Genomic DNA, 21,675 nt, shown 5'->3' on the forward strand with positions numbered 1-21,675 from the left:
CAGTTCCACGGGCCGCAGGCGCGCGACGAGCGCGTCCACGCGGGGCGGCAGCGCGGGCTGGGCGGGGCGACGCAGCGGCGCGACGGCGCCGCGGAAGCGGAGATCGGTCATCGCAGGGGTTCCGAAGCGCAGGCGGTGGAGGACGCCCCGCCGCCGCGGCCGGCCCGAGGGGATCGGACGGCGCGGCGGCGGGGAAGAAGGGAGCCACGAGGCGGCCTGTCGCGGTCCTCCGCACGCGGCGCGCCCGGCTGGGCGGGACGCGGTCGGAGCGCCGCGCAAGGGCCCGACGGCGCGCGCGCAGGGGCTCGCCCCTTGCGGGGTTCGGCCCTGGGCGCGGGTCTGGCCTCAGGTGCTGGCTGGGTCGCGAGTGGGTCTCGCGCCGCGGCGATCAGGCGACACAGGTGGCTCCCTCGAACTCGCCGGCCCACGGGTGGCCGGATCGGACAAGAGACGCGTCCCGTCGTTGCTTGTGGCCCTTCGGCGGGCCTCGCGGCACGTGCGCTGGCGTCGGAACTGCGCCGCACGGGCCAATCCCGCGCGACGCCCGGAGAAATAGCGGCGAGAGCCCGGAATTTCAAGCCCTCTTCCTGCCGTCCTCCCGATGTGGACGCATGACGGCTTGCGTCTCACGCAATGCGCCGGAAGAGTTCCGGGAGAGGATCAGCCGGCCCGGCAGAGATACTCCCAGGCGACCGTCGCCGCCGCGAGCGCCGTGACCTCCGCCACGTCGAAGGGCGGGCACACCTCCACCACGTCCATGCCGCGGAAGTCGAGGCCGCCGATCCGACGCAGGATCGCCTGCACCTGCCAGGTCGCGAAGCCGCCCGCCTCCGGCGTGCCGGTGCCCGGCGCGAAGGCGGGATCGAGCGCGTCGATGTCGAAGGAGAGATAGGCCGGTGCATCGCCCACCACCTCGCGGATGCGCGCCGCGACGGCGGCGGGTCCGGCCTCATGCGCATCGATGGCGGAGATCACGGTGACGCCCCTGCCCCGCGTCCAGTCCATGATCTCGGGCTCGACCGGCGAGCGGATGCCGAGCTGGATCATCCGCTTGGGGTCCACCAGCCCTTCCTCGAGCGCATGGAAGAAGGGCTGCCCGTGCGAGAAGCGCTGGCCGAAGCTCTCGGGCCAGGTGTCGAGATGCGCGTCGAAATGCACCAGCGCGAGCGGCCCGCCGACGCGGCGCGCCAGCACGCGGAGCAGCGGCAGCGTGATCCCGTGCTCGCCGCCAAGCGCCACGAGATGCGCATGATCGGCCGCCTGGCGCTCGATCAGCGCGAGGCTGGCATCGAGATCGCCGAGGGCGAGCGCGAAGTCGCCGACATCGGCGAGCGGCAGGCCCTTCGGGTCCACGCGCGTCGTCGGATGCGATCCGTCCACCAGCATGCGCGAGGCGCGGCGGATCGCGGCCGGCCCTTCGCGCGCGCCGGCGCGGTTCGTGGTGCCGAGGTCGAGCGGAATGCCGGCGACGGCGATCGCCCCATGCTCGCGCAGCGGCAGCCCGAGGAAGCCCGGCGGGGTGGCGAAGGTGGGAACGAGAGCCATCCGGGTGCTCCGCTGCGCAACTGGGATCGCCGCTGCCCAAGCCGCGGGCAGTGCGACGCGAAGCTTCGCAGAACGCGGCTTGCGCGCAAACGATCTGCACCGCGCCTGACGTGGCACGCCGGTTGCGGGACGTGGCACGCCGGTTGCTCACCGTCGGCCGCTGAAGCTGTGCAATCGCTTGTCCGGGAGCCTTCCATGCAGAGACGCAACATCCTCGCCGGTGCCGCCGGCGGCATGGCCGGCGCCCTTGCCGCGCCCGCCGTGGCCACCGCGCAGACCACCTTCAACTGGCGGATGACCAGCTTCTACGGCCCGCAGGCCGCCTTCTACTCCACCGGCCCGGGCTCGGCGCGCGACCTCATCGACCGCATCCAGCGGATGTCGAACAACCGCATCCGCATCCAGTTCTTCGGCGCGGGCGAGCTGATCCCCGCGGCCGAGGGCTTCGACGCCGTCTCCTCCGGCATCGTCGAGATGAACTATGCCAACGCCTATTTCTGGACCGGCAAGACCTTCGCGGCGCAGTACTTCACCGCGGTGCCCTTCGGGCTGAACTTCCAGGGCCTGAACGGCTGGATGTACGACGGCGGCGGGCTCGACCTCTGGCGCGAGGTCTATGACCGCTTCAACCTCGTCCCCTTCCTCTGCGGCAACACGGGCGTGCAGATGACCGGCTGGTTCCGCCGCCCGGTGGAGCGCGTGGAGGACCTGCGCGGCCTCAAGATGCGGATCCCCGGCCTTGCGGGGCGCGTCTACCAGCGGCTCGGCGTGGATGTGCGCCTGCTGCCGGCGGGCGAGATCTTCCCCGCCCTCGAGCGCGGCGTGATCGACGCGGCGGAGTTCGTCGGGCCGTTCCTCGACCGCCAGCTCGGCCTGCAGCGCGTGGCGAAGCACTACTACACGACCGGCTGGCACGAGACCGCGACGGCGTCCGAGCTGATCATCAACAAGGCCGCCTGGAACCGCCTCCCGAACGACCTCAAGGCGATCGTGGAGAATGCGGTCGCGGCCTGCAACGTGATCTCGGAAGCGTGGTGCCAGAAGAACAACGCCGACGCGATGGAGGACCTGATCCGCAACCACGGCGTCATGGCCGCGCCGCTGCCGGACCCGGTCACCGACCGGCTGCGCACCGAGACCGCGGCGGTGCTCGACGAGGCGATCGCGCGCGACCCGGTCACCCGCCGCGTGCATGAGAGCTTCATGGCCTACAAGGCGCGCTTCGACGCCTGGTCGGAGTATTCCGAGGTCCCCTACCACAACAAGATCCGCCGCGCGTGAGCGCGACGACGCTGAGGGGCGCGCGCAGTGCGCGCCTCGCGGAGGCCATCGACCTGGTCGTGGACCGCGTCGGCCAGCTCTCGGCCGTCGCGGTCGGTGCGCTGGTCGTCGTGATGGCGTCGAACGTGCTGCTCCGCTACGGCTTCTCGATCGGCAGCGTCTGGGCGCAGGAGCTGGAATGGCACCTGATGTCGCCGATCGCGCTGATCGGCGCGGCCTATGCGCTGCGCCACGGCGAGCACGTGCGCGTGGACGTGCTCTATGCCGGCTTCCCGGAACGCGTGAAGGCGGCGATCGACCTTGCCGCCGCGCTTGCGGGCATCGCGGTCGCGGCGATCGTGATCTGGCTGTCCTGGCGCTATGTCGGCGTCAGCTGGAACAACGCCGAGGGCTCGCCCAATCCGGGCGGCATTCCCTATCGCTGGGCGCTGAAGGCCTTCATCCCCGTGGGCTTCGCCCTGCTGCTGGCGCAGTTCGCCGCCGAGACGCTGCGCGCCGTCTCGCGCCTGCGCGCGGCCTGAGAAGAGACGCAACACTCCCATGCCGCTGACGGAAATCTACGCGATCCTGATGCTCGTCGGCTTCTTCGGGCTGCTGATGATCGGCATCCCCGTGGCGCTGACGCTGGCCGTGACGGGCTTCGTCTTCGGCTGGCTCGGCTTCGGGCCGCTGCTGTTCAACCTGCTGCCGCACCGCATCTTCGGCGTGGTCACCAACTACTCCCTGCTCGCGATCCCGCTCTTCGTCTTCATGGGCGTCGCGCTGGAGAAATCGCGCCTCGCCGAGGATCTGATGGAGGTGGTGGGGCGCCTGTCGGGCGCGCTGCGCGGGGGCCTCGGCCTCGGCATCGTCTTCGTCGGCGTGCTGATGGGCGCGACGACCGGGATCGTCGGCGCGACGGTGGTCACGCTCGGCCTCCTGACGCTGCCGGCGCTGCTGCGCCGCGGCTACGACAAGGGGCTCGCCTGCGGCGTCATCTGCGCCTCCGGCACGCTCGGCCAGATCATCCCGCCCTCGCTGATCCTGATCCTGCTGGCCGACATCATGAACCTCTCGGTCGGCACGCTCTTCGCCGCCGCGGTCTTCCCCGGCCTGATGCTGGCCGGCATCTACTGCGCCTGGATCCTGGTGCTCGGGATCGTGCGGCCCGAGATGGTGCCCGCCGTCCCGGCCGAGGAACGCGCCCTGACCTCGACGCGCGACCTGCTGGTGAAGCTGTTCAAGGTGATCGCGCCGCCGGTCGGGCTGGTGATGGCGGTGCTGGGCTCCATCATCGCGGGCATCGCGGCGCCGACGGAAGCGGCGGCGATGGGCGCGCTCGGCGCGCTGGTGGTCTGCGCCATCGGCCGGCGGCTCAGCGCGGGCCTCGTCGTGGAGACGCTGCGCACCACCGCGCGCATCACCGCGATGATGATGTTCATCCTGATCTGCGCCCAGGTCTTCGCGCTGTCCTTCCGCGGCCTGCAGGGCGAGCAGATGGTGCACGACCTGTTCGAGTTCCTCCCCGGCGGCGTCGCGGCCGACATTTGGTTCATGCTGCTGCTGATCTTCGTGCTCGGCTTCTTCCTGGAATGGATCGAGATCTCCTACATCGCCGTGCCGATCTTCCTGCCGGTCTTCGCCACCGCCGGCGTGGACCCGGTGTGGCTGGCGATGCTGATCTGCGTCATGCTGCAGACGTCGTTCCTCACGCCGCCCTTCGGCTGGGCGCTGTTCTTCCTGCGCGGCGTGGCGCCGCCCGAGGTGACCACGGGCGACATCTATCGCGGCGTCATCCCCTTCGTGGGGATGCAGATCCTGGCCGTCGCGCTGGTGTTCTTCTTCCCCGCCATCGCCACCTGGCTGCCGGCGGCGATCGGATGGTGACGCGGATCGGCGCCGGCCGCCTCAGGCCTCGAGCGTCGCCTCGAGGCTGATCTCGGCGTTCAGCACCCTGCTGACCGGGCAGTTGGCCTTGGCGGCCTGAGCGAGCTCGTCGAACTTCTCCCGCCCGAGCCCGGGGACGCGCGCACGCAGCGTCAGCGCGATGCGCGCGATGCGCCAGCCGCCGGCTTCCTGGTCCATGGTCAGCCGCGCGGAGGCGGCGAGTTCCTCCGGCGGGTGGCCGGCGCCGGAGAGCTGGAAGGCGAGCGCCATCGCGAAGCAGCCGGCATGGGCCGCGGCGATGAGCTCCTCGGGGTTGGTCCCCTGCCCGTCGCCGAAGCGCGCGTTGAACGAATAGGGCGTGCCGCGCAGCGTGCCGGACTGCGTGGTGAGGGTCCCCGCCCCGTCCTTGCCCGCCCCCTTCCAGACTGCCGAGCCTTCGCGCCGGATCGAAGCCATCGCCCTCTCCCTCCGCTGTCCCGCCGGGCGGGTGTCACGAAACCATGACATCGCGCGGGGAATGGCATTAGCCTCATCCGCGATGCCGCACGATCTCGTGGCCGGGCCGCCTCCCGCGGGACCCTGGGCGCCGCCCCTTGCCGAGCCGGTCCCGCGCGCCCTCTGCACCGATTGCGGGCTGTCGCGCATGGCGCTCGCCAAGGCCTGCGGGCAGGCCTGCCAGTTCCTCCGCCCCGACTACGCGGCGCTGGAGACGCAGGTGCATGGCCGGGCGCGGGATCCCGCCCGGCCCGACGAGCTGCATTTCGGGCCATTCCGGCGGATGCTGCGCGCCTCGCTCGCCGCGCCCCGTGACGGCGCGCAATGGACCGGCATCGCGACCCGGATAGGCGAGCGGCTGCTCGAGACCGGGGCGGTCGACGCGGTCCTGGCCATGGCCGCCGACCCCGAGGACCGCTGGAAACCCCGCCCGGTGATCGTGACGCGGCCGGAGGACATGGCCGCCTGCCGCGGCATGAAGATGGGCTTCGCACCCCTCCTCGCCCTGCTGGAGCCGGCGGCGCAGGCGGGCCACCGGCGGCTCGCCGTGGTCGGCATCCCGTGTCAGGTCCATGCGCTGCGGGCCATCGAGGACAGGCTTGGGCTCGAGCGGCTCTACGTGATCGGCACGCCATGCTCGGACAACACCACGACGGAGATGTTCCACCGCTTCCTGGAGCTGCTGGACCCCGACCCGGGCTCCGTCACCTATCTCGAGTTCCGCGCGGATTTTCAGGTCGAGCTGCGGCATGCGGATGGCCGGGTGCGGACGATCCCGTTCCTGCAGCTGCCCATCAGCAGGCTGCCGCCCGACTTCTTCCCGCTGACCTGCCGGACCTGCGTGGACTACACCAATGTCCTGGCGGATCTCACGGTGGGCTACATGGGCGGCACTGGCGCGCAGTGGCTGCTCGTGCGCAACGAACGGGGGGAGGAGCTGATCGCGGCACTCGGTGACGAGCTGGAGGCGCGGGCGCCGGGCTCCGCCGGGCGGCGGGCTGGCGCCGTGAAGGGGTTCATCGCCAACACGGAACGCGCCGCGGGCGGCCTGCCGCTGCGCCGGATGCCCGCCTTCCTGCGGCCGATCATGGGCTGGCTGATGCCGCGCCTGGGCCCGCGCGGGCTGGAATTCGCCAGGACGCGGGTCGAGATGAAGGCGGCCGAGACGATCCTGTTCCTCCGCCGGAAGGCGCCGCGTCGGCTGCGGAGCATGGTTCCGGCCCATGTGTGGGCCCTGGTCGCGCCCTATGGCCTATCGCCGCAACCGGGCGAGACGCAGGCGGCGGCGCTGGCGCAGGGGACAGAGCCGGCGCAGGGGGCAGGACGGCCGCCTCGCGGCGGGTCCTCCTAACGCTCCGTCAACTGCGGACCGCCCATGGAGCGCCATGTTCCAAATGGTTGCCGCAGCGATGCCTGAACTTGCCATCCGGGCGATGGATCGCCAGAACAGACACGGCCTTGTCCCCTTCCGGCCCCGGGTTCAAGCGGAGAGGCAAATGGCGCGGGCGCCCCGCAGAAGGCGGGTAGAGCTGATCGGTCTTGCGGTGGCTTGGCTGCTGGGCGCGGCCTTGTGGTCCGGCGCACTGCGCCCAGCCGCGGCCGACGAGCCGATGCACCTCAAGGTCATCGGCGGGCTGGCGGATGTGAGCCAATTTGTCCGGTTCGAGGAGCCGTTCTGGCGCCGCCGCATCACGGACCTGACCGCCGGGCGTGTGGTGGCCGAGATCCAGCCCTTCGACCGCAGCGGGATCCGCGGACAGGAGATGCTGCAGCTCATGCGGCTCGGCGTCGTCCCCTTCGGGACGGTGATCCTGCCGATCGCCGCGACCGAGGAGCCGGAACTGAACGCGGTGGACCTTCCGGGCCTGTCGCCCGACATCGGCACGCTGCGGCGCACGGTGGACGCCTTCCTGCCGCGCCTGACGCAGCTGCTGAAGGAGCGCTACGGGATCGAGTTGCTCGGCGTCTACACCTACCCGGCGCAGGTCCTGTTCTGCGCCCGGCCGTTCGCCGGGCTCGGGGACCTGGCGGGGCGGCGCGTGCGCACCTCCTCCGTTGGCCAGTCGGAGCTGGTCCAGGCGCTCGGCGGCACGGCGGTCGTGATCCCCTTCGCCGAGATCCTCCCCTCGCTGCGGGCCGGCGTGGTGGAATGCGCGATCACCGGGACGCTGTCCGGGCATTCGATCGGCCTGTTCGAGGTGACCACGCATGTCCACACCATGGCGCTGAGCTGGGGGCTTTCGGTGTTCGGCGCCAATGCCGCGACCTGGGCGGCCTTGCCGCCACCGGTCCAGGACACGCTGCGCTCCGGCATCAGGGAGCTCGAGGCGCAGATCTGGCAGGCCGCCGACCGCGAGACGGGCGACGGCCTCGCCTGCAACGCCGGCCAGCCCGGCTGCACGCTCGGGCGCCGCGGTGCCATGACGATCGTACCGGTCTCGGCCGCGGATGCCGACCGGCGGCGCAGGCTGCTGACGGAGGTCGTGCTCCCGCGCTGGGTCGATCGCTGCGGGCCCGACTGCGTGGAGGCCTGGAATGTCTATCTCGCGCCCGTCTTCGGCATCCGGGCCCGGTCGGACTGACGGACGCGATGCAGGCCACCCGCCGCCTCCGCTGGGCTGTCGTCGCGGGTGCCTTCCTGACGCTGATGGCGCAGATCCTGGGGATCGGGCTGCTGCTCGACCGGTCGCGGGAGGCCGCGCTCGTCGCGGCGCATGACACGGCGAACCGCATCGGCCGTGCCGTCGAATCCTCCATCAACCGGAACTTCGTGCAGGTCGATGCCATGCTGGCGGGCCTGCCCACGGTCCTGGCGCCCTACGTCCGGGACGGCAGGCTCGACGCGGCCGGGGCCGCCCGGGTGCTGCGCGAGCTGAACAACCAGAACTTCACCTTCCGCGACGTCATGATCATCGGCCGCGACGGCATCCCGCTCGCAACCGGCCTCGGCGTCTCGCGGGGGCGGCGCCTGCCGATCGAACTCGGCCCGGCCTTCGTGGAGACGGGGCCGGCCGCGGGCAGCGTCGCCATCGGCGGTCCCGTCCGGAACCCGGCGACCGGCGAATGGGCGCTGTTCTTCGCACGGCCGATCGCGATGCCCGGCCTCGGCGCGCTGACGGCGGTGGCCGAGGTGCCGGTCCCGGTGATCGCGACGCTCCTGTCGCTCGGCAGCGAGGTGCCCGGCCTGCGGGTGACGCTGGAGCGCAGCGACGGCACGCTGCTCGCCTCCGTGCCGCACGACGAGGAGCGGATCGGCCAGGCCCTGACCCCGACGGCGAGCGTGCTGGCAGGCATGGACCTGTCGCGGAGCCGGTTCGACGACGCACCGGTGGTCACCGCGGTCCGCCCGACGCTCTACCCCACTCTGGTCATCGTCACCGCCTATCGGCTCGAGACGGCGCTGGCGAGCTGGATCACCGATCGCGACCGCGCCCTGGCCGTGGCGGCTGGCTTCGCCCTGTTCGTCATGGCGCTCGCCGCGGCGCTCCTCGTCGGCCTGCACCAGCGCGAGAAGGTGGAGGCCGAGCGCCAGGCGTGGCGCACGCGGCTCGAAAGCGCGCTCGACAGCATGTCGGACGGCTTCGTCATGTTCGGCCCCGACGATCGCCTGATCGCCTGCAACCAGCGCTACAAGGATTTCTACTCGATCTCGGCCCCCTTCATCCATCCGGGGGCGCATTTCCGCGACATCCTCCGGGAAGGCGCGCTGCGCGGCCAGTATCTGCAGGCCGGTCCGGATATCGAGGCGTTCATCGATGCGATGGACTACTGGCGCCACTCCAACAACCCGCCGATCGAGCGGCTGCTGCCCGACGGGCGCTGGGTGCTGATCACCGAACGCTCCACGCCGGATGGCGGGACCGTCGGCATCCGCACCGACATCACCCAGCTCAAGCGCGCGATGGAGGAGCTTGCCGCCGCGCGCGATGCGGCGCGCGCGGCCGGGGAGGCGAAGACGCAGTTCCTCGCACGCATGTCGCATGAGCTGCGCACGCCGCTGAACGGAATCCTCGGCTTCACGCAGGTCCTGTTGCGCGATCCGGCCCTGACGCCCGACCAGCGCGAGCAGATCTCGGTCCTGCAGGATGCAGGCCGGCATCTGCTGGAGCTGGTGAACGGTCTGCTTGACCTGTCGAAGATCGAGGCAGGCAAGCTCGACCTCAACCTCCGGCATGTCGAGCTGCGCCAGCTGATGGACGGCTGCGCCGGGCTTCTCGGCCCCGAGGTGGCGCGCAAGGCGCTGCTGTTCTCCCTCGAGATCGCGCCCGGCACGCCGAAGGCCGTCGAGGTGGACGCCACCCGGCTGCGCCAGATGCTGCTCAACCTCCTCTCGAACGCGGTGAAGTTCACGCCGACCGGCGGCCGCATCGACCTGCGCGTCATGCCCTTGAAGGCGGGCGCGCGCGGGATTCGCATCGAGGTCGAGGATACGGGCCCGGGCATCCCGGCCGAGAAGCGCCACCTGCTGTTCGAGGATTTCTCGCAGCTGCTCCCGAACCAGGGCGAGGAGACGTCCGGCACCGGCCTCGGCCTTGCCATCTCGGCCCGCCTCGCGGCCCTGATGGGCGGACGCATCGGGTGCGACAGCGAACATCGCTCCGGCGCGCTGTTCTGGGTCGAGCTGCCGCTGCGGGAGGTCGCACCCCCTGCCCTGGCGACGACCGCCGGCGGCGCGGGAGCGGCGCGCGCGGCGGGCGAATCGCTGCGCGTGCTCGTCGCCGACGACGTGGCCGCGAACCGGATGGTGGCGCGCGCCATGCTCGTCGCTGCCGGGCATCGGGTGGACGCGGCCTCGGACGGCGCCGAAGCACTCGCCGCCGCGGGGCAGGCGGATTACGACGTCATCCTCATGGACGTTCAGATGCCGGGCATGGACGGGCTGGACGCCACGCGGCACATCCGGGCGCTGCCCGGCCGCCGCGGCCGCGTTCCCGTGCTGGCGGTGACCGCCTCGGCGCTGCCCGAGCAGATCGCGGCGTGCCAGGCGGCCGGCATGGATGGGCACCTGTCGAAGCCGATCGATCGCGAGGCCCTTCTCGCCGCGATCACGCGGCTTGCCGCAGGCCAGGGCGCCCCGCCTGCCGCCGAGGCGGCGACAGCCGCCGAGCCGCAGCTCGTGGATGCGGCCGCGCTGGCTGGCCTCGGTGGCGACCTCGGTGCCTCCGCCGATGCCGTGATCGCGGCCTTCATGACCGAGCTGCGCACTGTCACCGTCATGCTGGGCGCGGCGGGCATCGCGGACGACGCCGCCAGGCTGCGCACCCTGGCACATCGCCTGCTCGGCGCCGCACGCACGCTCGGCGCGAGGCGGCTGGCGCGGGCCACGGAGACGCTGCAGCAGGAGTTGCGGAAGGGCGGCGATGCGGCACCGGCACTGGCCGAGGTGCTCAGGCTCGCGGGCGCGACGCTGCCCGTGCTTGAAGCGGCCACGCGCCCCGAACTCGCCTTGGCCCCGCCATCGCCGCGCCTGGCCACCCAGGCCGCCGACTGAGCCCCAGGTCAGGGCAGGCCGGCGATCCGCTCCGCGAGCAGGGCGAAGAACCGCTCCGCGTCGAGCGTCTCGAGCAGCGTGAGGTTGGCGGGGCGGCCCAGGCGATCCCAGCGGTCGATCACGGTGCGGCCGCGCGACGGCCCGGCGGCGAGGTCCATCTCGCAACGCGCCGGGCGCGCACCGAACAGGCCGGGATCGATGGCCCAGGCGATCGCGCACGGGTCGTGCAGCGGGAAGCCGCGATGGCCGAAGCGCTTGGACGCCGGCAGCGCACGCAGGATGTCGAGTGCCGCACGCCAGCAGGCGCCGCCCGCGCGCTCCGCCATGCGCGCGACGAGGTCCGGCGTGACGAAGGCCTGCGCGGTGAGGTCGAGCGTCGCCATGGCGAGCGGCCGGCCGAGGTTGAGCAGGACGGAGAGCGCCTCCGGGTCGTTCCAGGCGTTGAACTCCGCCGCCGGCGTGATGTTGCCCTCGGTCCAGGCACCCGACATCAGGACGATCTCGGCGACGCGGTCGGCCAGCGCCGGCTCGGTCGCGAAGGCGAGCGCGAGGTTGGTGACGGGGCCGAGACCGATGACGGTGACCGAGGCCGGCGCCGCCGCGCGCAACTCCGCACGGATCGCATCCGCCGCGACGCCGGGCGCGAGCGGGGGGCCTTCGGGCAGGCGCACCCCGCCCAGCCCATCCTGGCCATGGACCGCGGGCTCGGCGCGGAAATCCGCCAGCAGCGACCGCTCGGCGCCCGCCACGATGGGCAGCGTGCGGCCCGTCAGGCCGATGACGGCGCGGGCATTGGCCGAAGTGCGCGCGAGGCCGACATTGCCGCCCGCGACCGTCACCAGCCGCACGTCCAGTTCCGGCGAGGCGAGGGCGAGCCAGAGCGCGATCGCGTCGTCCGTGCCGGGATCGCAGTCGATGATGCAGGGCTTGGGGGTCATGCGAGCTCCGTTTCGACCAGGCTGCACCAGAAGGCCGCTCCATGCGCGAGGGCGGCGTCGTTGAAGTCGAAATGCGGGTTGTGATGCCAGCCTTCGGGATGCGCGGGATCGCCGGTGCCGAGCCAGGCATAGGCGCCGGGGATGCGGGCGAGGAACTCGGAGAAGTCCTCGCCGGCGGTGATCGGCGGATGGTCGTCGCGCGTCATGGCAGGGCCGGCGCAGGCCTGCGCGGCGCGAACCATCATGGCGGCCTGCGTGGCGTGGTTCACCGTGGGCGAGAGACGGCGGATGTAGCGCGGCTCGGCCTGCAGCCGGTGCAGCGCGGCGACGGCGTGGGCGATCTCGGCGATGCGCGTCTCGACATGGCTGCGCACCGCCTCGTCCAATGCGCGGGCGGTGCCCTTGAGGAAGACCTGCGCCGGGATGACGTTGGGCGCAGCCGCGTCCCCGGCCGCGATGTGCCCGACGCTGACCACCGCGGTGCCGAGCGGATCCACCTCGCGCGAGGCGATCGCCTGCAGCGCGGTCACGAACTGCGCCGCGGCCAGCGCCGCATCGGTGCCGAGATGCGGCTTGGCGCCATGCGTGCCGGCGCCGCGGAAGCTCACTTCCCAGGTATCGGAACTCGCCAGCACCGGCCCCTTCGGCACGGCGATTGTGCCGAGCAGCAGGCCTGGCAGGTTGTGCAGACCGTAGATCGCGTCGACAGGGAACCGGTCGAGCAGCCCCTCCTCCACCATCACCCGCGCGCCGCCGAGCGATTCCTCGGCCGGCTGGAAGACGAGGTGGACCGTGCCGGCGAAGCGGTCGCGATGCCTCGCGAGCCAATGCGCGGCGCCGAGCAGCATCGCGGTGTGCCCGTCATGCCCGCAGGCATGCATCCGGCCGGGCGTGGCGGAGGCATAGGCAAGGCCGGTCGCCTCCGTCATTGCCAGCGCATCCATGTCGGCGCGCAGCGCGATGGCGCGGTTGCCGGGGCGCCCCCGGACGGTTCCCACGACGCCGGTGCGCGCGATTCCTTCGGCGACCTCGATCCCGAAGCCGCGCAGTGTCTCGGCCACGAAGGCGGCGGTCCGTCGCTCCTCGAAGCCGAGTTCGGGATGCCGGTGCAGGTCCTGGCGCCAGGCCGTCATGGCGGGCACGAGCGGCGCGAGATCCTCTGGTGTCGGCATCGGGGCTCCGGTTGCGGCGCAGGGGCGCAGCATGCCACGTTGCGCCGCCCCCACCCACCCCGGAGCGCATGGAGCACTGGCAGTCCTTCGTCGCGCGCCCCGCACGCCTCGGCGCCTGGACCGAGCGTTACGCCGCGCCGATGCCCGACGGCTCCGCGCTGATGCTGCCGCTGCGCGACCTCGGCGACACCGCCGTCGCGGGCCTGATCGCGAACCAGGCGAGCTTCGCAATCGCCGAGCGTCTCGCCGCCTGGATGACGGAGCTGGCGCGGCCGTTCGAGGCGGAGGTGGTCGTGGGGTTGCCGACGCTCGGCCAGGTCTTCGCGCCGGCCATCGCGCGGGCGCTCGGCCATCCGAACTGGGTGGCGCCGGGCTGGTCGCGCAAGCGCTGGTACGAGGAGCGGCTGAGCGTCGCCGCGCAGTCGATCACCTCGCCCGGCGAGCGGCGGCTCTGGCTCGATCCGCGCCTGCTGCCGCGGCTCGCGGGGCGGCGCGTGCTGCTGGTGGACGACGTGATCTCGACCGGCGCCTCGGCCCGTGCCGGGCTCGACCTGCTGGCGGCGGCCGGCACGGTTCCGGTCGCGCTGCTGGTCGCCATGGCGCAGGGCGATCGCTGGCGACGCGACTGGCGCGAGGAGGTGCCGGTGCGCGCCGTCTTCGCCACCCCGATCTTCGCGCGAGACTCGGCCGGCTGGGTGCCGGTGCCGGGCTCCGCGCCGCATGATGTCTGCCCGTTGTTCGAGGATCCCGCCGCATGACGCTGCGCGCCGCCCTGCTTGCCGCCTCCCTGCTGGCCACGCCGGCCTTGCTCCTCGGCGCGCCGCGCGATGCGGCGGCGCAGGACAATCTGCGGATCGGGGTGGAGGCAGGGCCGACCAGTCTCGACCCGCATTTCGCCAGCCTGATCACCAACATCGCCTTCAGCCGCCACGTCTTCCAGCCGCTCATGGAGCAGGATCATCGCCAGGACCTTCGCCCGGCCATCGCCACCGCGATGCGCGTGGTGGACGAGACGACCTGGGAGGTCACGCTCGATCCACGCGCCCGCTTCCATGACGGCCAGCCGGTGACCGTGGAGGACGTCGCCTTCACCATCGCGCGCGCCGGCGACGTGCCGAACTCGCCGTCCTCCTTCCGCTATGCGACTCGGCCGATCGCGGCGGTGGAGGCGGTGGATGCGACGACGCTGCGCATCCGCACCCACCAGCCGACGCCGCTGCTGCCGAACTTCCTGGCGCTGGTGATGATCGTCTCCAAGCGGCATGGCGAGGGCGCGACGACGCCCGACTACAATGCCGGCCGCGTCATGGTCGGCACCGGGCCGTTCCGCCACGTCTCCTGGCAGCCGGGCAGCCCGGTGGTGATGGAGCGCAACCCGAATTTCCACGGCGCCGCGCCCGCCTTCGCGCGCGTCGAGTTCCGCCCGATCGCCAATGCCGGGGCGCGCGTCGCGGCGCTGCAGGCGGGTGACGTGGACCTGATCGAGATCGTCCCGCCCGACCATTTCGCGCGCTTCCGCGCCGAGGCACAGCGCTTCGCGGTGGCCGAGAGCCCGTCGAACCGGCTGATCTTCCTGACGCTCGATTCCGACCGCGAGGACAGCCCGCATGTGCGCGGCAAGGACGGGTCGCGCATCGCCAACCCGCTGCGCGATGCGCGGGTGCGCCGCGCCCTCTCGCTCGCTATCAACCGCGATGCGCTCGTCTCCCGCGTCCTGCAGGGCCAGGCCCTGGCGGCGGGCGACCTCGGGCCGCCCGGCTATTTCGGCACCTCGCCGGACCTGACGCCGCCGCCCTTCGACCTCGACGCCGCGCGACGGCTGATGGCGGAGGCCGGCTGGGCGCAGGGCTTCGCCGTGCAGGTCAACGGCCCGAACGACCGCTTCGTCAATGACGAGCAGGTGGTGCAGGCGATCGCGCAGATGTGGACGAGGCTCGGCCTGACGGCGACGGTGGAGACGCGCACGCGCGCGGTGTGGCTGAGCGAGGCGGCGCAGCTGCGCTACAGTGTCAACCTCGCCGGCTTCTCGCCCAACCCCGAGGTGCTGGGGATGCTGGAGACGCAGATCCATTCCTGGGATGCGCAGCTCGGCCTCGGCACCGCCAATCGCGGCCGCTTCAGCAATCGAGAGATCGATGCGCTGATCCAGCGCGCGCGAACCACGATCAACGACGAGCAGCGGCGCGCCTTGACGCAGCAGGCGACGCGCATGGCGCTGCGCGACCAGACCGCGCTGATCCCGCTCTACTTCCAGGTGAACACCTGGGCGATGCGGCGGGGGATCACCTATGAGGCGCGGACCGACGAGATGACGCTGGCCTTCAGCGCCGGGAGGGCAGCGCGATGAACGACCCCATGGATCCGGCCATCCGCGCCCGCGCCGTCCAGGCCGCCCGCGGCTCGGCGCCCTTCGACCTGCTGCTGGCGGGCGGCACCGTGGTGGATGTCGCGACCGGGCAGCTGCGCCAGGCCGATATCGGCATCGTCGGGTCGCTGATCGCGAGCGTGCACCCGACCGGTACGCGCGAGGATGCGGCGGCGGTGGAGGACGTCTCGGGCCGCTTCCTCGCGCCGGCCTTCATCGACAGCCACCTGCACTACGAAAGCAGTCTGATGGCGCCGGCGGACTACGCCGCCACCGTCGTCCCGGCCGGCACCACGACCTGCGTCTGGGATCCGCATGAGCTGGCGAATGTGCTCGGCCTGCCCGGCGTGCGCTGGGCGATCGAGGCAAGCCGCGACCTGCCGTTGCGCACGCTGATCGCCGCCCCGTCCTGCGTGCCTTCCGCGCCGGGGCTCGAGGTCGCCGGTGCCGAATTCGGCGCGGCCGAGATGGCGGAGATGCTGTCCTGGCCCGAGGTCTCGGGCGTCGCAGAGGTGATGGACATGCCGGGCGTGCTGCGCGGCACGCCGCACATGACCGGGATCGTCGGCGCGGGGCTCGCCAGCGGCAAGAACGTCAACGGCCATGCGCGCGGACTGCGCGACGCCGACCTACAGGCCTATGCCGCGGCGGGCGTCACCTCGGACCACGAGATCGTCGATGCCGACGACTTCCTGCAGAAGCTGCAGGCGGGGCTGACGGTCGAGCTGCGCGGCAGCCACGACTATGTGCTGCCGGGCGCGCTGACGGCACTCGCCGCGCTGCCGATGCTGCCGCCCAACCTCGTGCTCTGCACGGACGACATCTTCCCCGACGAGCTGATGGAGAAGGGCGGGCTGCGCGACACCATCGCCCGCGTCATCGCGCGCGGCGTGAACCCGATCGCTGCGATCCGGCTGGCGACGCTGCATGCGGCGATGCGGCTGAAGCGCGACGACCTCGGGCTGGTGGCGCCGGGACGGCAGGCCGACATCGTGGTGCTGACGGAATTGACCTCGGTCGCGGTGGAGCGGGTCTACACGGCCGGCCGGCTGGTCGCGCGCGACGGCAAGCTGCTCGCCCCGCCGCGCCGGACGGACGGGCCGCGCGGCACGGTGAAGCTCGGCCCTCAGCCGATCGAGGCCTTCATGCCGCGGGCGAACGGCGTCGGCGACGGTCGCGCGCAGCTGCGCAAGATCGTAGGCGCGCGCTTCGGCAAGTGGGGCCAGGTGGAGGTCGCCGTGCGCAACGGCTTCGCCGTTCTGCCGCCGGGCCATGCCTGCATCACCATCATCCACCGCCACGGCCGCACCGCGGCGAAGCCGCAGACCTGCATCACCGATGGCTGGGGCGAGCCGCGCGGCGCCATCGCGACCACCATCAGCCATGACAGCCACAACCTGCTGGTGCTGGGCCGCGACCCGGCCGACATGCAGGCGGCCGCCAATGCGCTGATCGCCTGCGGCGGCGGCATGGCGGTGGCGCGGGAGGGCAAGGTGGTCGCGCTGCTGCCGCTGCCCATCGCGGGGCTTCTGGCCGAGACGCCGCCCGAGGTGACGGCGGCGAATTTCGCGCGGTTGCGCGCGGCGGCCGACCAGGTGATCGACTGGCAGCAGCCCTTCCGCATCTTCCGCGGCCTGACGGGCCTGTCGCTCGCCTGCAATGCCGGGCCGCATCCGACCGACCTCGGGCTGACGGATGGCGGCACGGGCGAGATCTTCGATCCGGCGGAGGTGCTGCCGGCCTGACCTCAGGTTAGCAGCCGCAGCATCTCCTCGGACGGCTCGACGCCGAGGCCGGGTCCGTCCGGCAGCGAGTAGAAGCCAGCCGCGCAGCCCATGTGGCGCGTGCCGGTCGGCTGCGTCAGGCGCAAATTCGGCTCGAAGATGCTGTGCTGGTATTCGTGCCAGGGCAGGCGCTGCAGCGTGCTGCTGGCCTGCAGGCTGGCGGCGTGGAACAGGCCGACGCCAATCGTCGCATGCGGCATGACGGCCAGGTGGTTGGCGTGCAGCAGCGCGCCAATCCGCGCGAATTCCGTGATGCCGGTGCGGCCCATCTCCGGCTGCCCGATCCCGAAGGCACGCGCGGCGAGGCGCGGCTGCCATTCGAAGACAGTGCGCAACTCCTCGCCGAGCGCGACCGGCACGCCCACCGCGCGCGCGACCTGCGCGATGCCCTCGATATCCTCCGGCGCGCAGGGCGCTTCGGCGAAGGAAAGGTTGTGCTTCTCGAGGCGCCGGATCAGGCGGATCGCCTCGGGCGCGGTGTGGCGCCAATGCAGGTCGGCCATGATCTCCGCCTGCGGGCCGAGGCCCTCGCGCAGCGCGGCGATCTCGGCCTCGGCGCCGTCATCGGCGACGACGGCGGCGAACTTGAAGCCGCGGAACCCCCTGCCCTGCCACTCCCGCGCGAAGGCCACGCGTTCGTCGAGCGTCGCGCGCGGCAGGCCCGAGACATAGGCCGGGATGGTCTCGTGCCGCCGCCCGCCGAGCAGCGTCGAGACCGGCACGCCCAGCCGCTTGCCGAGAAGGTCCCAGAGCGCGATGTCGACCGCGGCCAGGCTGTCGAGATAGAAGCCGCCGAAGAAGCCGCGCACGCGCATCAGGTCGTAGAGATCCTCGTGGATCACCGCCGGCGCGGACGGTTCGCGGCCCTCCAGCACGGGGGCAAGCACGTCGTCCACGATGGCGCGCACGGCTTCGGGGGCGACGATGCCATAGGTCTCGCCCCAGCCGGTCAGCCCCTGCTCGGTGTCGATGCGCAGCACGACGGAGCGGTCCGCGGTCGGGTAGAGTGTGCGGTTGCCGCGGCGCACGACATAGCCACGGCGGTTGATCGTCTCGCCCTCGCGCAGCGGGCCGAGATAGGGCGTCTCGCGCGGGATCTCGACGACGAAGGCCGAGACCTTCTCGATTCGGTCCGTCATGCCGGAGGATGCATGGTGAGCGCCGGCGCGGCGGTGGCGAGCAACTCCCCGATCTCGATCATGTCGCCTGCGTCGAGCTTCGGTCCCGTGGCGCGGGCGCTCGTGTGCTCCAGCAGGCCGCGGCGCCGCAGCACTTCCTTCGTCGCGCGCACCCGGAAGGTCATCTGCTGCGCGAGCAACGGCAGGGTCAGCGTGTAGATCCGCCGCGCCTCGGCGCGGTCGCCGCGCTGCCAGGCGCGCCAGAGCGCGACATGCGCATCGGCGATCTCGAGCGCCGGCATGGTGCCGCAGGCGCCGCGGGCCAGTTCGTCGAGCACGAAGCGCGCGCCGGCGCCGCCCATCACGCCATCGAGACCCGTCGCGGCAGCCAGGATGCGCGTGACGTGCTGGCCGCAGGGCAGCGTCTCCTCCTTCACATAGCGGATCGCTGGCACCTCGGCGGCGACCGCCGCGACCGCCTCGGGCGGCAGGCCGGCGCCGTTCGGCGCCGGGGCGTTCTGCAGCATGATGACGATGCCGGGCGCGGCCTCCGCGAACGCGCGATAGAAGGCGACATGCTTCGCGACATCCTGGCCGCAGCCGGGCGGGGCCATGATCATCGCGGCGACGGCGCCCGCCGCCTGGCCTTCCCGCGCGCGGGCGGCGGCCTCCGCCGGGTCGGCATGGCTCGCGCCGACGACGAAGGTGGTGCGGCCGTCGAGATGCGCGCCGAGGGCAGCGACCATGTCCGCGCGCTCCGCGGCGGTCAGCGTCTCGACCTCGCTCGCCATGCCGGGGAACACCACGCCGTCCACGCCCGCCTCGAGCGCGAAATCGGCGAGCCGCAGGAAGGCCGCGCGGTCGGGCGCGCCGTCCGGCGCAAAGGGCGTGGGCAGGACGGGAAAGACCCCGCGAATCGTTGCGCCCATGCCGTTTCTCCCCGTTGACCCGCGCGCCGCAGAGCGCACACTTCGCCGCAAGCGCCCGGCCACCGCAAGCCGAGGCGAGGGAGAAACGCCATGACCACCCGCCGCCTCGTCATCGCCGCTGCCTTGGGGACCATCGCCGCGCCGTCGCTGGCCGGCGCGCAGGCCTGGCCGGCGCGACCGGTCCGTCTCATCGTGCCCTTCCCGCCCGGCGGTGCCGCCGACATCGTCGGACGCATGCTGGCGGCGCATCTGCAGGGCGCGCTCGGCCAGGGCGTCGTGGTGGAGAACCGCGGCGGCGCGGGCAGCACGATCGGGGTGGACGCGCTCGCGAAGAGCACGCCGGACGGCTACACGATCGGCCTGATCAACATCGCCGCCAACGCGATCGTCCCGGCGGTGCGGCGGCAGCCCCTGCCCTACCGCCCGCTCGAGGATTTCGCGCCGATCGCGAATCTCGCCGTGACGCCGGCACTGCTGCTGGTCAACCCGCAGAAGCTGCCGCAGGTGAACAGTGTCGCCGAACTCGTCGCGGCGGCGCGGGCGCGGCCGGAGGCGATCAATTTCGGCTCCTCCGGCGTCGGCTCCTCGCTGCATCTCGGCATGGAGCTGTTCATGGCGCGCGCGGGCATCCGCATGACGCATGTGCCCTTCGCAGGCGGCGGGCCGCTGCTGCAGGCGCTGCTGGCGGGCACGGTGGACTGCTCGCTCGACGTCGCGGCCACGACGGCGGCGCTGATCCGCGAGGGGCGCATCCGTGCGCTCGCCACGACCGCGCCGGCGCGGATGCCGAGCTATCCGGACCTGCCGGCGCTCAACGAGACCTTCCCGGGCGTCGAGCTTGCCTCCTGGCACGGGCTGGCGGCTCCCGCCGGCACGCCGGCGCCGGTGCTCGCGCGCCTCGCGGCGGAGACGCAAGGCTTCCTGCGCAGCGCGGAGACGCAGGAGCGCTACCGCCAGCAGTTCCTCGAGATGCCGCGGGAGACGACGCCGGAGAGCTTCGCCGCGCTGATCGCCCGCGAGATCGCGACGTTCCGCGACCTCGCGCGCAGCCAGAACATCGTCGTGGAGTCCTGACCGCTCAGGCCTCCACGAGGTCGACACTGACCTCGAGCGCCTGCCGGCCGCCGCCGAGCAGGATGCCCGTCACCGGGCTCACATCGGCGAAGTCGCGGCCCCAGCCGAGCAGCACATGCTCGTCCTGCACGACGAGGTTGTTGGTCGGGTCGAGATCGACCCAGCCGAAATCGGGGCCCAGCCAGCAGCCGACCCAGGCGTGGCTCTGGTCGGCGCCCTGGCGACGTGCCTGGCCCGGCGGCGGCCGCGTGCGGACATAGCCCGAGCAGTAGCGCGCCGGCAGGCCGAGCGCCCGCAGCCCCGCGATCATCAGATGCGCGAAGTCCTGGCAGACGCCAGCGCGCAGGCTCAGCACCTGCGCGACCGGCGTGGAGATCGTCGTGACGCCGGGCTTGAAGGTGAAGTCGCGCTTGATGCGCGCGATGAGGTCGAGCAGCCCGGCGAGCACCGGGCGGCCCGCCGGGAAGCTCCGCGCCGCATAGGCGCCGGCAGCTGGCTCCGCGGGCGCGAGCGGGCTCGGCAGGGAGAACTCGACGGCATCCCAGCCCTCCGGGCGCCGCGCGGCATCGCGCACGTCTTCCCAGGGCGGCGTCGCGCCCGCTTCGGGCGGCGGTGGGAAGGACACCTCCACGGTCGCATCCAGCACGACCTCCAGCGCCTCATGCGGCGCCTCGATGGAGAGCCAGGCTACGCCGTTGCCGAAGTGATCGTTGCCATCCTTACGGTATGTCGGCAGCGGGGCGACGGTGATGGACGCGACCTCGACCGACTGGCCGGGCAACACGCGCGGCGTCAGGTGCAGCAGATGCGTCGCAAGATCGACGGGTGCCGCGTAGCGGTAGCGCGTCGCGTGGCGCAGCGCATAGCGGGTCACGCCACGCCCTCCGGCTCGTCCTCGCCGAGGACGCGCGCGCGGACATGGCTGACATAGCGGCGCGCCACGGAATCGGAGAGCGCGCCGATCTCTTCCTCAAGCGTGAGGAGGGCATCCGGCAGGCCCGACGCGGCGGCGTCGCGGTCGGCGGCCAGCAGGATCTGGTCCACGAGCGCCTGCGGACGCGCCGCCAGCATCGCGGCGGTGGCGGCCAGCCTGTCCTCGGCCTCGCCGAGCTCGGCCAGGCGCTCCGCCACGGCGGACAGCTGGAAGGCGAGCGCGCGCGGGTTGGACGGGTCCGCGAGCACGAGGTCGAGCACCGGCGCGGGCTGCACGACGCCGAGGTAGCGCGCGCGGTAGGTCAGCGTGGAATCGCAGAGCTCGAGCGCGAGGCGCAGCCCGGCCTCGATCCGCGAGGCCGGCTCCGACAGCGCATGGCCGATGTTGCGCGCGGTGACCTGCGCGCGCTCGATGCGCCGGCCGAGGTCGAGGAACATCCAGGCGCCGCCGCGCACCATGTTCTCGGCCGCGAGGCCCGACAAGTTGGTGCAGATGCGGATGATGGCGGTCGCGGCGTCGGCCAGCGCATCGAGCCCCGCCGCACTGGCGGCGAGCCGCGCGCGGCCTTCCTGGCCGAGCCGCGCGAAGGCGGCCCACATGTCATGCGTCAGCCGATCGCGCACCGCGGCCTGCGGGCGCTCCACCGCATCGATCAGGGCGGGCAGCGCACCGCCCGCCGCGGC

At 72.5% G+C, this 21,675-nt stretch carries 18 protein-coding genes; 10 read left to right on the top strand and 8 right to left on the bottom strand.

Features of this window, described 5'->3' with window-relative positions; all coding sequences use genetic code 11:
* Window positions 1-660: 660 nt before the first annotated feature.
* On the bottom strand, window positions 661-1,545 hold the full coding sequence (gene speB / locus L2I40_RS04940) for an agmatinase (RefSeq protein ID WP_237213761.1): 885 nt from the start codon (window positions 1,543-1,545) through the stop codon (window positions 661-663).
* Window positions 1,546-1,740: 195 nt separating this feature from the next.
* Here speB and L2I40_RS04945 point away from each other — a divergent pair, with 195 nt between their 5' ends.
* From L2I40_RS04945 to L2I40_RS04955, 3 genes are read left to right on the top strand one after another with little or no spacing between them, the layout of a single operon-like run.
* Window positions 1,741-2,826 carry a TRAP transporter substrate-binding protein gene (locus tag L2I40_RS04945; RefSeq protein ID WP_237213762.1) on the top strand — a complete coding sequence of 362 codons (1,086 nt, stop codon included), beginning with the start codon at window positions 1,741-1,743 and terminating at the stop codon, window positions 2,824-2,826.
* Window positions 2,823-3,347 (top strand): TRAP transporter small permease subunit, encoded by a 525-nt coding sequence (locus L2I40_RS04950; protein ID WP_237213763.1) that lies wholly within the window; start codon window positions 2,823-2,825, stop codon window positions 3,345-3,347. Before L2I40_RS04945 ends, L2I40_RS04950 begins: the two co-directional genes overlap by 4 nt.
* Before the next feature lie 19 nt (window positions 3,348-3,366).
* Window positions 3,367-4,692 (top strand): TRAP transporter large permease, encoded by a 1,326-nt coding sequence (locus tag L2I40_RS04955; RefSeq protein WP_237213764.1) that lies wholly within the window; start codon window positions 3,367-3,369, stop codon window positions 4,690-4,692.
* A gap of 21 nt (window positions 4,693-4,713) precedes the next feature.
* Here L2I40_RS04955 and L2I40_RS04960 read toward each other — a convergent pair whose 3' ends face one another.
* A complete protein-coding gene (locus L2I40_RS04960; RefSeq protein WP_237213765.1) occupies window positions 4,714-5,148 on the bottom strand; it encodes an OsmC family protein in 435 nt (144 codons plus the stop codon).
* 82 nt (window positions 5,149-5,230) lie between these two features.
* On the opposite strand from L2I40_RS04960, the gene L2I40_RS04965 reads away from it, so the two are divergent.
* The 3 genes from L2I40_RS04965 to L2I40_RS04975 all read left to right on the top strand — a co-directional run bounded on the left by L2I40_RS04965 (window position 5,231) and on the right by L2I40_RS04975 (window position 10,678).
* Window positions 5,231-6,538, top strand: coding sequence for a Coenzyme F420 hydrogenase/dehydrogenase, beta subunit C-terminal domain (locus L2I40_RS04965; RefSeq protein ID WP_237213766.1), 1,308 nt, complete (start codon window positions 5,231-5,233; stop codon window positions 6,536-6,538).
* 259 nt (window positions 6,539-6,797) lie between these two features.
* On the top strand, window positions 6,798-7,769 hold the full coding sequence (locus L2I40_RS04970; protein WP_237213767.1) for a TRAP transporter substrate-binding protein: 972 nt from the start codon (window positions 6,798-6,800) through the stop codon (window positions 7,767-7,769).
* Between the two features lie 8 nt (window positions 7,770-7,777).
* On the top strand, window positions 7,778-10,678 hold the full coding sequence (locus tag L2I40_RS04975) for an ATP-binding protein (protein WP_237213768.1): 2,901 nt from the start codon (window positions 7,778-7,780) through the stop codon (window positions 10,676-10,678).
* An 8-nt stretch (window positions 10,679-10,686) separates the two neighbouring features.
* Here the strand turns inward: L2I40_RS04975 and L2I40_RS04980 are convergent, their stop codons facing one another.
* Window positions 10,687-11,616 (bottom strand): nucleoside hydrolase, encoded by a 930-nt coding sequence (locus L2I40_RS04980; protein WP_237213769.1) that lies wholly within the window; start codon window positions 11,614-11,616, stop codon window positions 10,687-10,689.
* Window positions 11,613-12,788 (bottom strand): M20 aminoacylase family protein, encoded by a 1,176-nt coding sequence (locus L2I40_RS04985; protein WP_237213770.1) that lies wholly within the window; start codon window positions 12,786-12,788, stop codon window positions 11,613-11,615. The genes L2I40_RS04980 and L2I40_RS04985 overlap by 4 nt, the downstream gene beginning before the upstream one ends.
* A gap of 68 nt (window positions 12,789-12,856) precedes the next feature.
* Between L2I40_RS04985 and L2I40_RS04990 the strand changes: the two genes are divergently transcribed.
* Genes L2I40_RS04990 through L2I40_RS05000 form a run of 3 tightly spaced genes read left to right on the top strand, consistent with a single transcriptional unit; the run spans window position 12,857 to window position 16,898 of the window.
* On the top strand, window positions 12,857-13,546 hold the full coding sequence (locus tag L2I40_RS04990) for a phosphoribosyltransferase (protein WP_237213771.1): 690 nt from the start codon (window positions 12,857-12,859) through the stop codon (window positions 13,544-13,546).
* A complete protein-coding gene (locus L2I40_RS04995; protein ID WP_237213772.1) occupies window positions 13,543-15,135 on the top strand; it encodes an ABC transporter substrate-binding protein in 1,593 nt (530 codons plus the stop codon). The genes L2I40_RS04990 and L2I40_RS04995 overlap by 4 nt, the downstream gene beginning before the upstream one ends.
* Complete coding sequence (locus tag L2I40_RS05000; protein ID WP_237213773.1) at window positions 15,132-16,898, top strand: adenine deaminase; 1,767 nt, start codon at window positions 15,132-15,134, stop codon at window positions 16,896-16,898. Before L2I40_RS04995 ends, L2I40_RS05000 begins: the two co-directional genes overlap by 4 nt.
* A gap of 2 nt (window positions 16,899-16,900) precedes the next feature.
* On the opposite strand, the gene L2I40_RS05005 is transcribed toward L2I40_RS05000, so the two are convergent.
* Together L2I40_RS05005 and L2I40_RS05010 are read right to left on the bottom strand one after the other, a co-directional pair.
* Entirely contained in the window at window positions 16,901-18,076 is a 1,176-nt protein-coding gene (locus L2I40_RS05005) for a mandelate racemase/muconate lactonizing enzyme family protein (protein ID WP_237213774.1), read from the bottom strand.
* On the bottom strand, window positions 18,073-18,984 hold the full coding sequence (locus tag L2I40_RS05010; protein WP_237213775.1) for a dihydrodipicolinate synthase family protein: 912 nt from the start codon (window positions 18,982-18,984) through the stop codon (window positions 18,073-18,075). Before L2I40_RS05010 ends, L2I40_RS05005 begins: the two co-directional genes overlap by 4 nt.
* 90 nt (window positions 18,985-19,074) lie before the next feature.
* Here L2I40_RS05010 and L2I40_RS05015 point away from each other — a divergent pair, with 90 nt between their 5' ends.
* Window positions 19,075-20,058: a Bug family tripartite tricarboxylate transporter substrate binding protein gene (locus tag L2I40_RS05015; protein ID WP_237213776.1), complete on the top strand. Its 984-nt coding sequence runs from the start codon at window positions 19,075-19,077 to the stop codon at window positions 20,056-20,058.
* Between the two features lie 4 nt (window positions 20,059-20,062).
* On the opposite strand, the gene L2I40_RS05020 is transcribed toward L2I40_RS05015, so the two are convergent.
* Window positions 20,063-20,932 (bottom strand): transglutaminase family protein, encoded by an 870-nt coding sequence (locus L2I40_RS05020; RefSeq protein WP_237213777.1) that lies wholly within the window; start codon window positions 20,930-20,932, stop codon window positions 20,063-20,065.
* On the bottom strand, window positions 20,929-21,675 hold a 747-nt coding region (locus L2I40_RS05025), incomplete at its 5' end, for an alpha-E domain-containing protein (protein ID WP_237213778.1). The genes L2I40_RS05020 and L2I40_RS05025, both read right to left, overlap by 4 nt.

This window comes from Falsiroseomonas oryziterrae, assembly GCF_021864505.1.
Lineage (GTDB): Bacteria > Pseudomonadota > Alphaproteobacteria > Acetobacterales > Acetobacteraceae > Falsiroseomonas > Falsiroseomonas oryziterrae.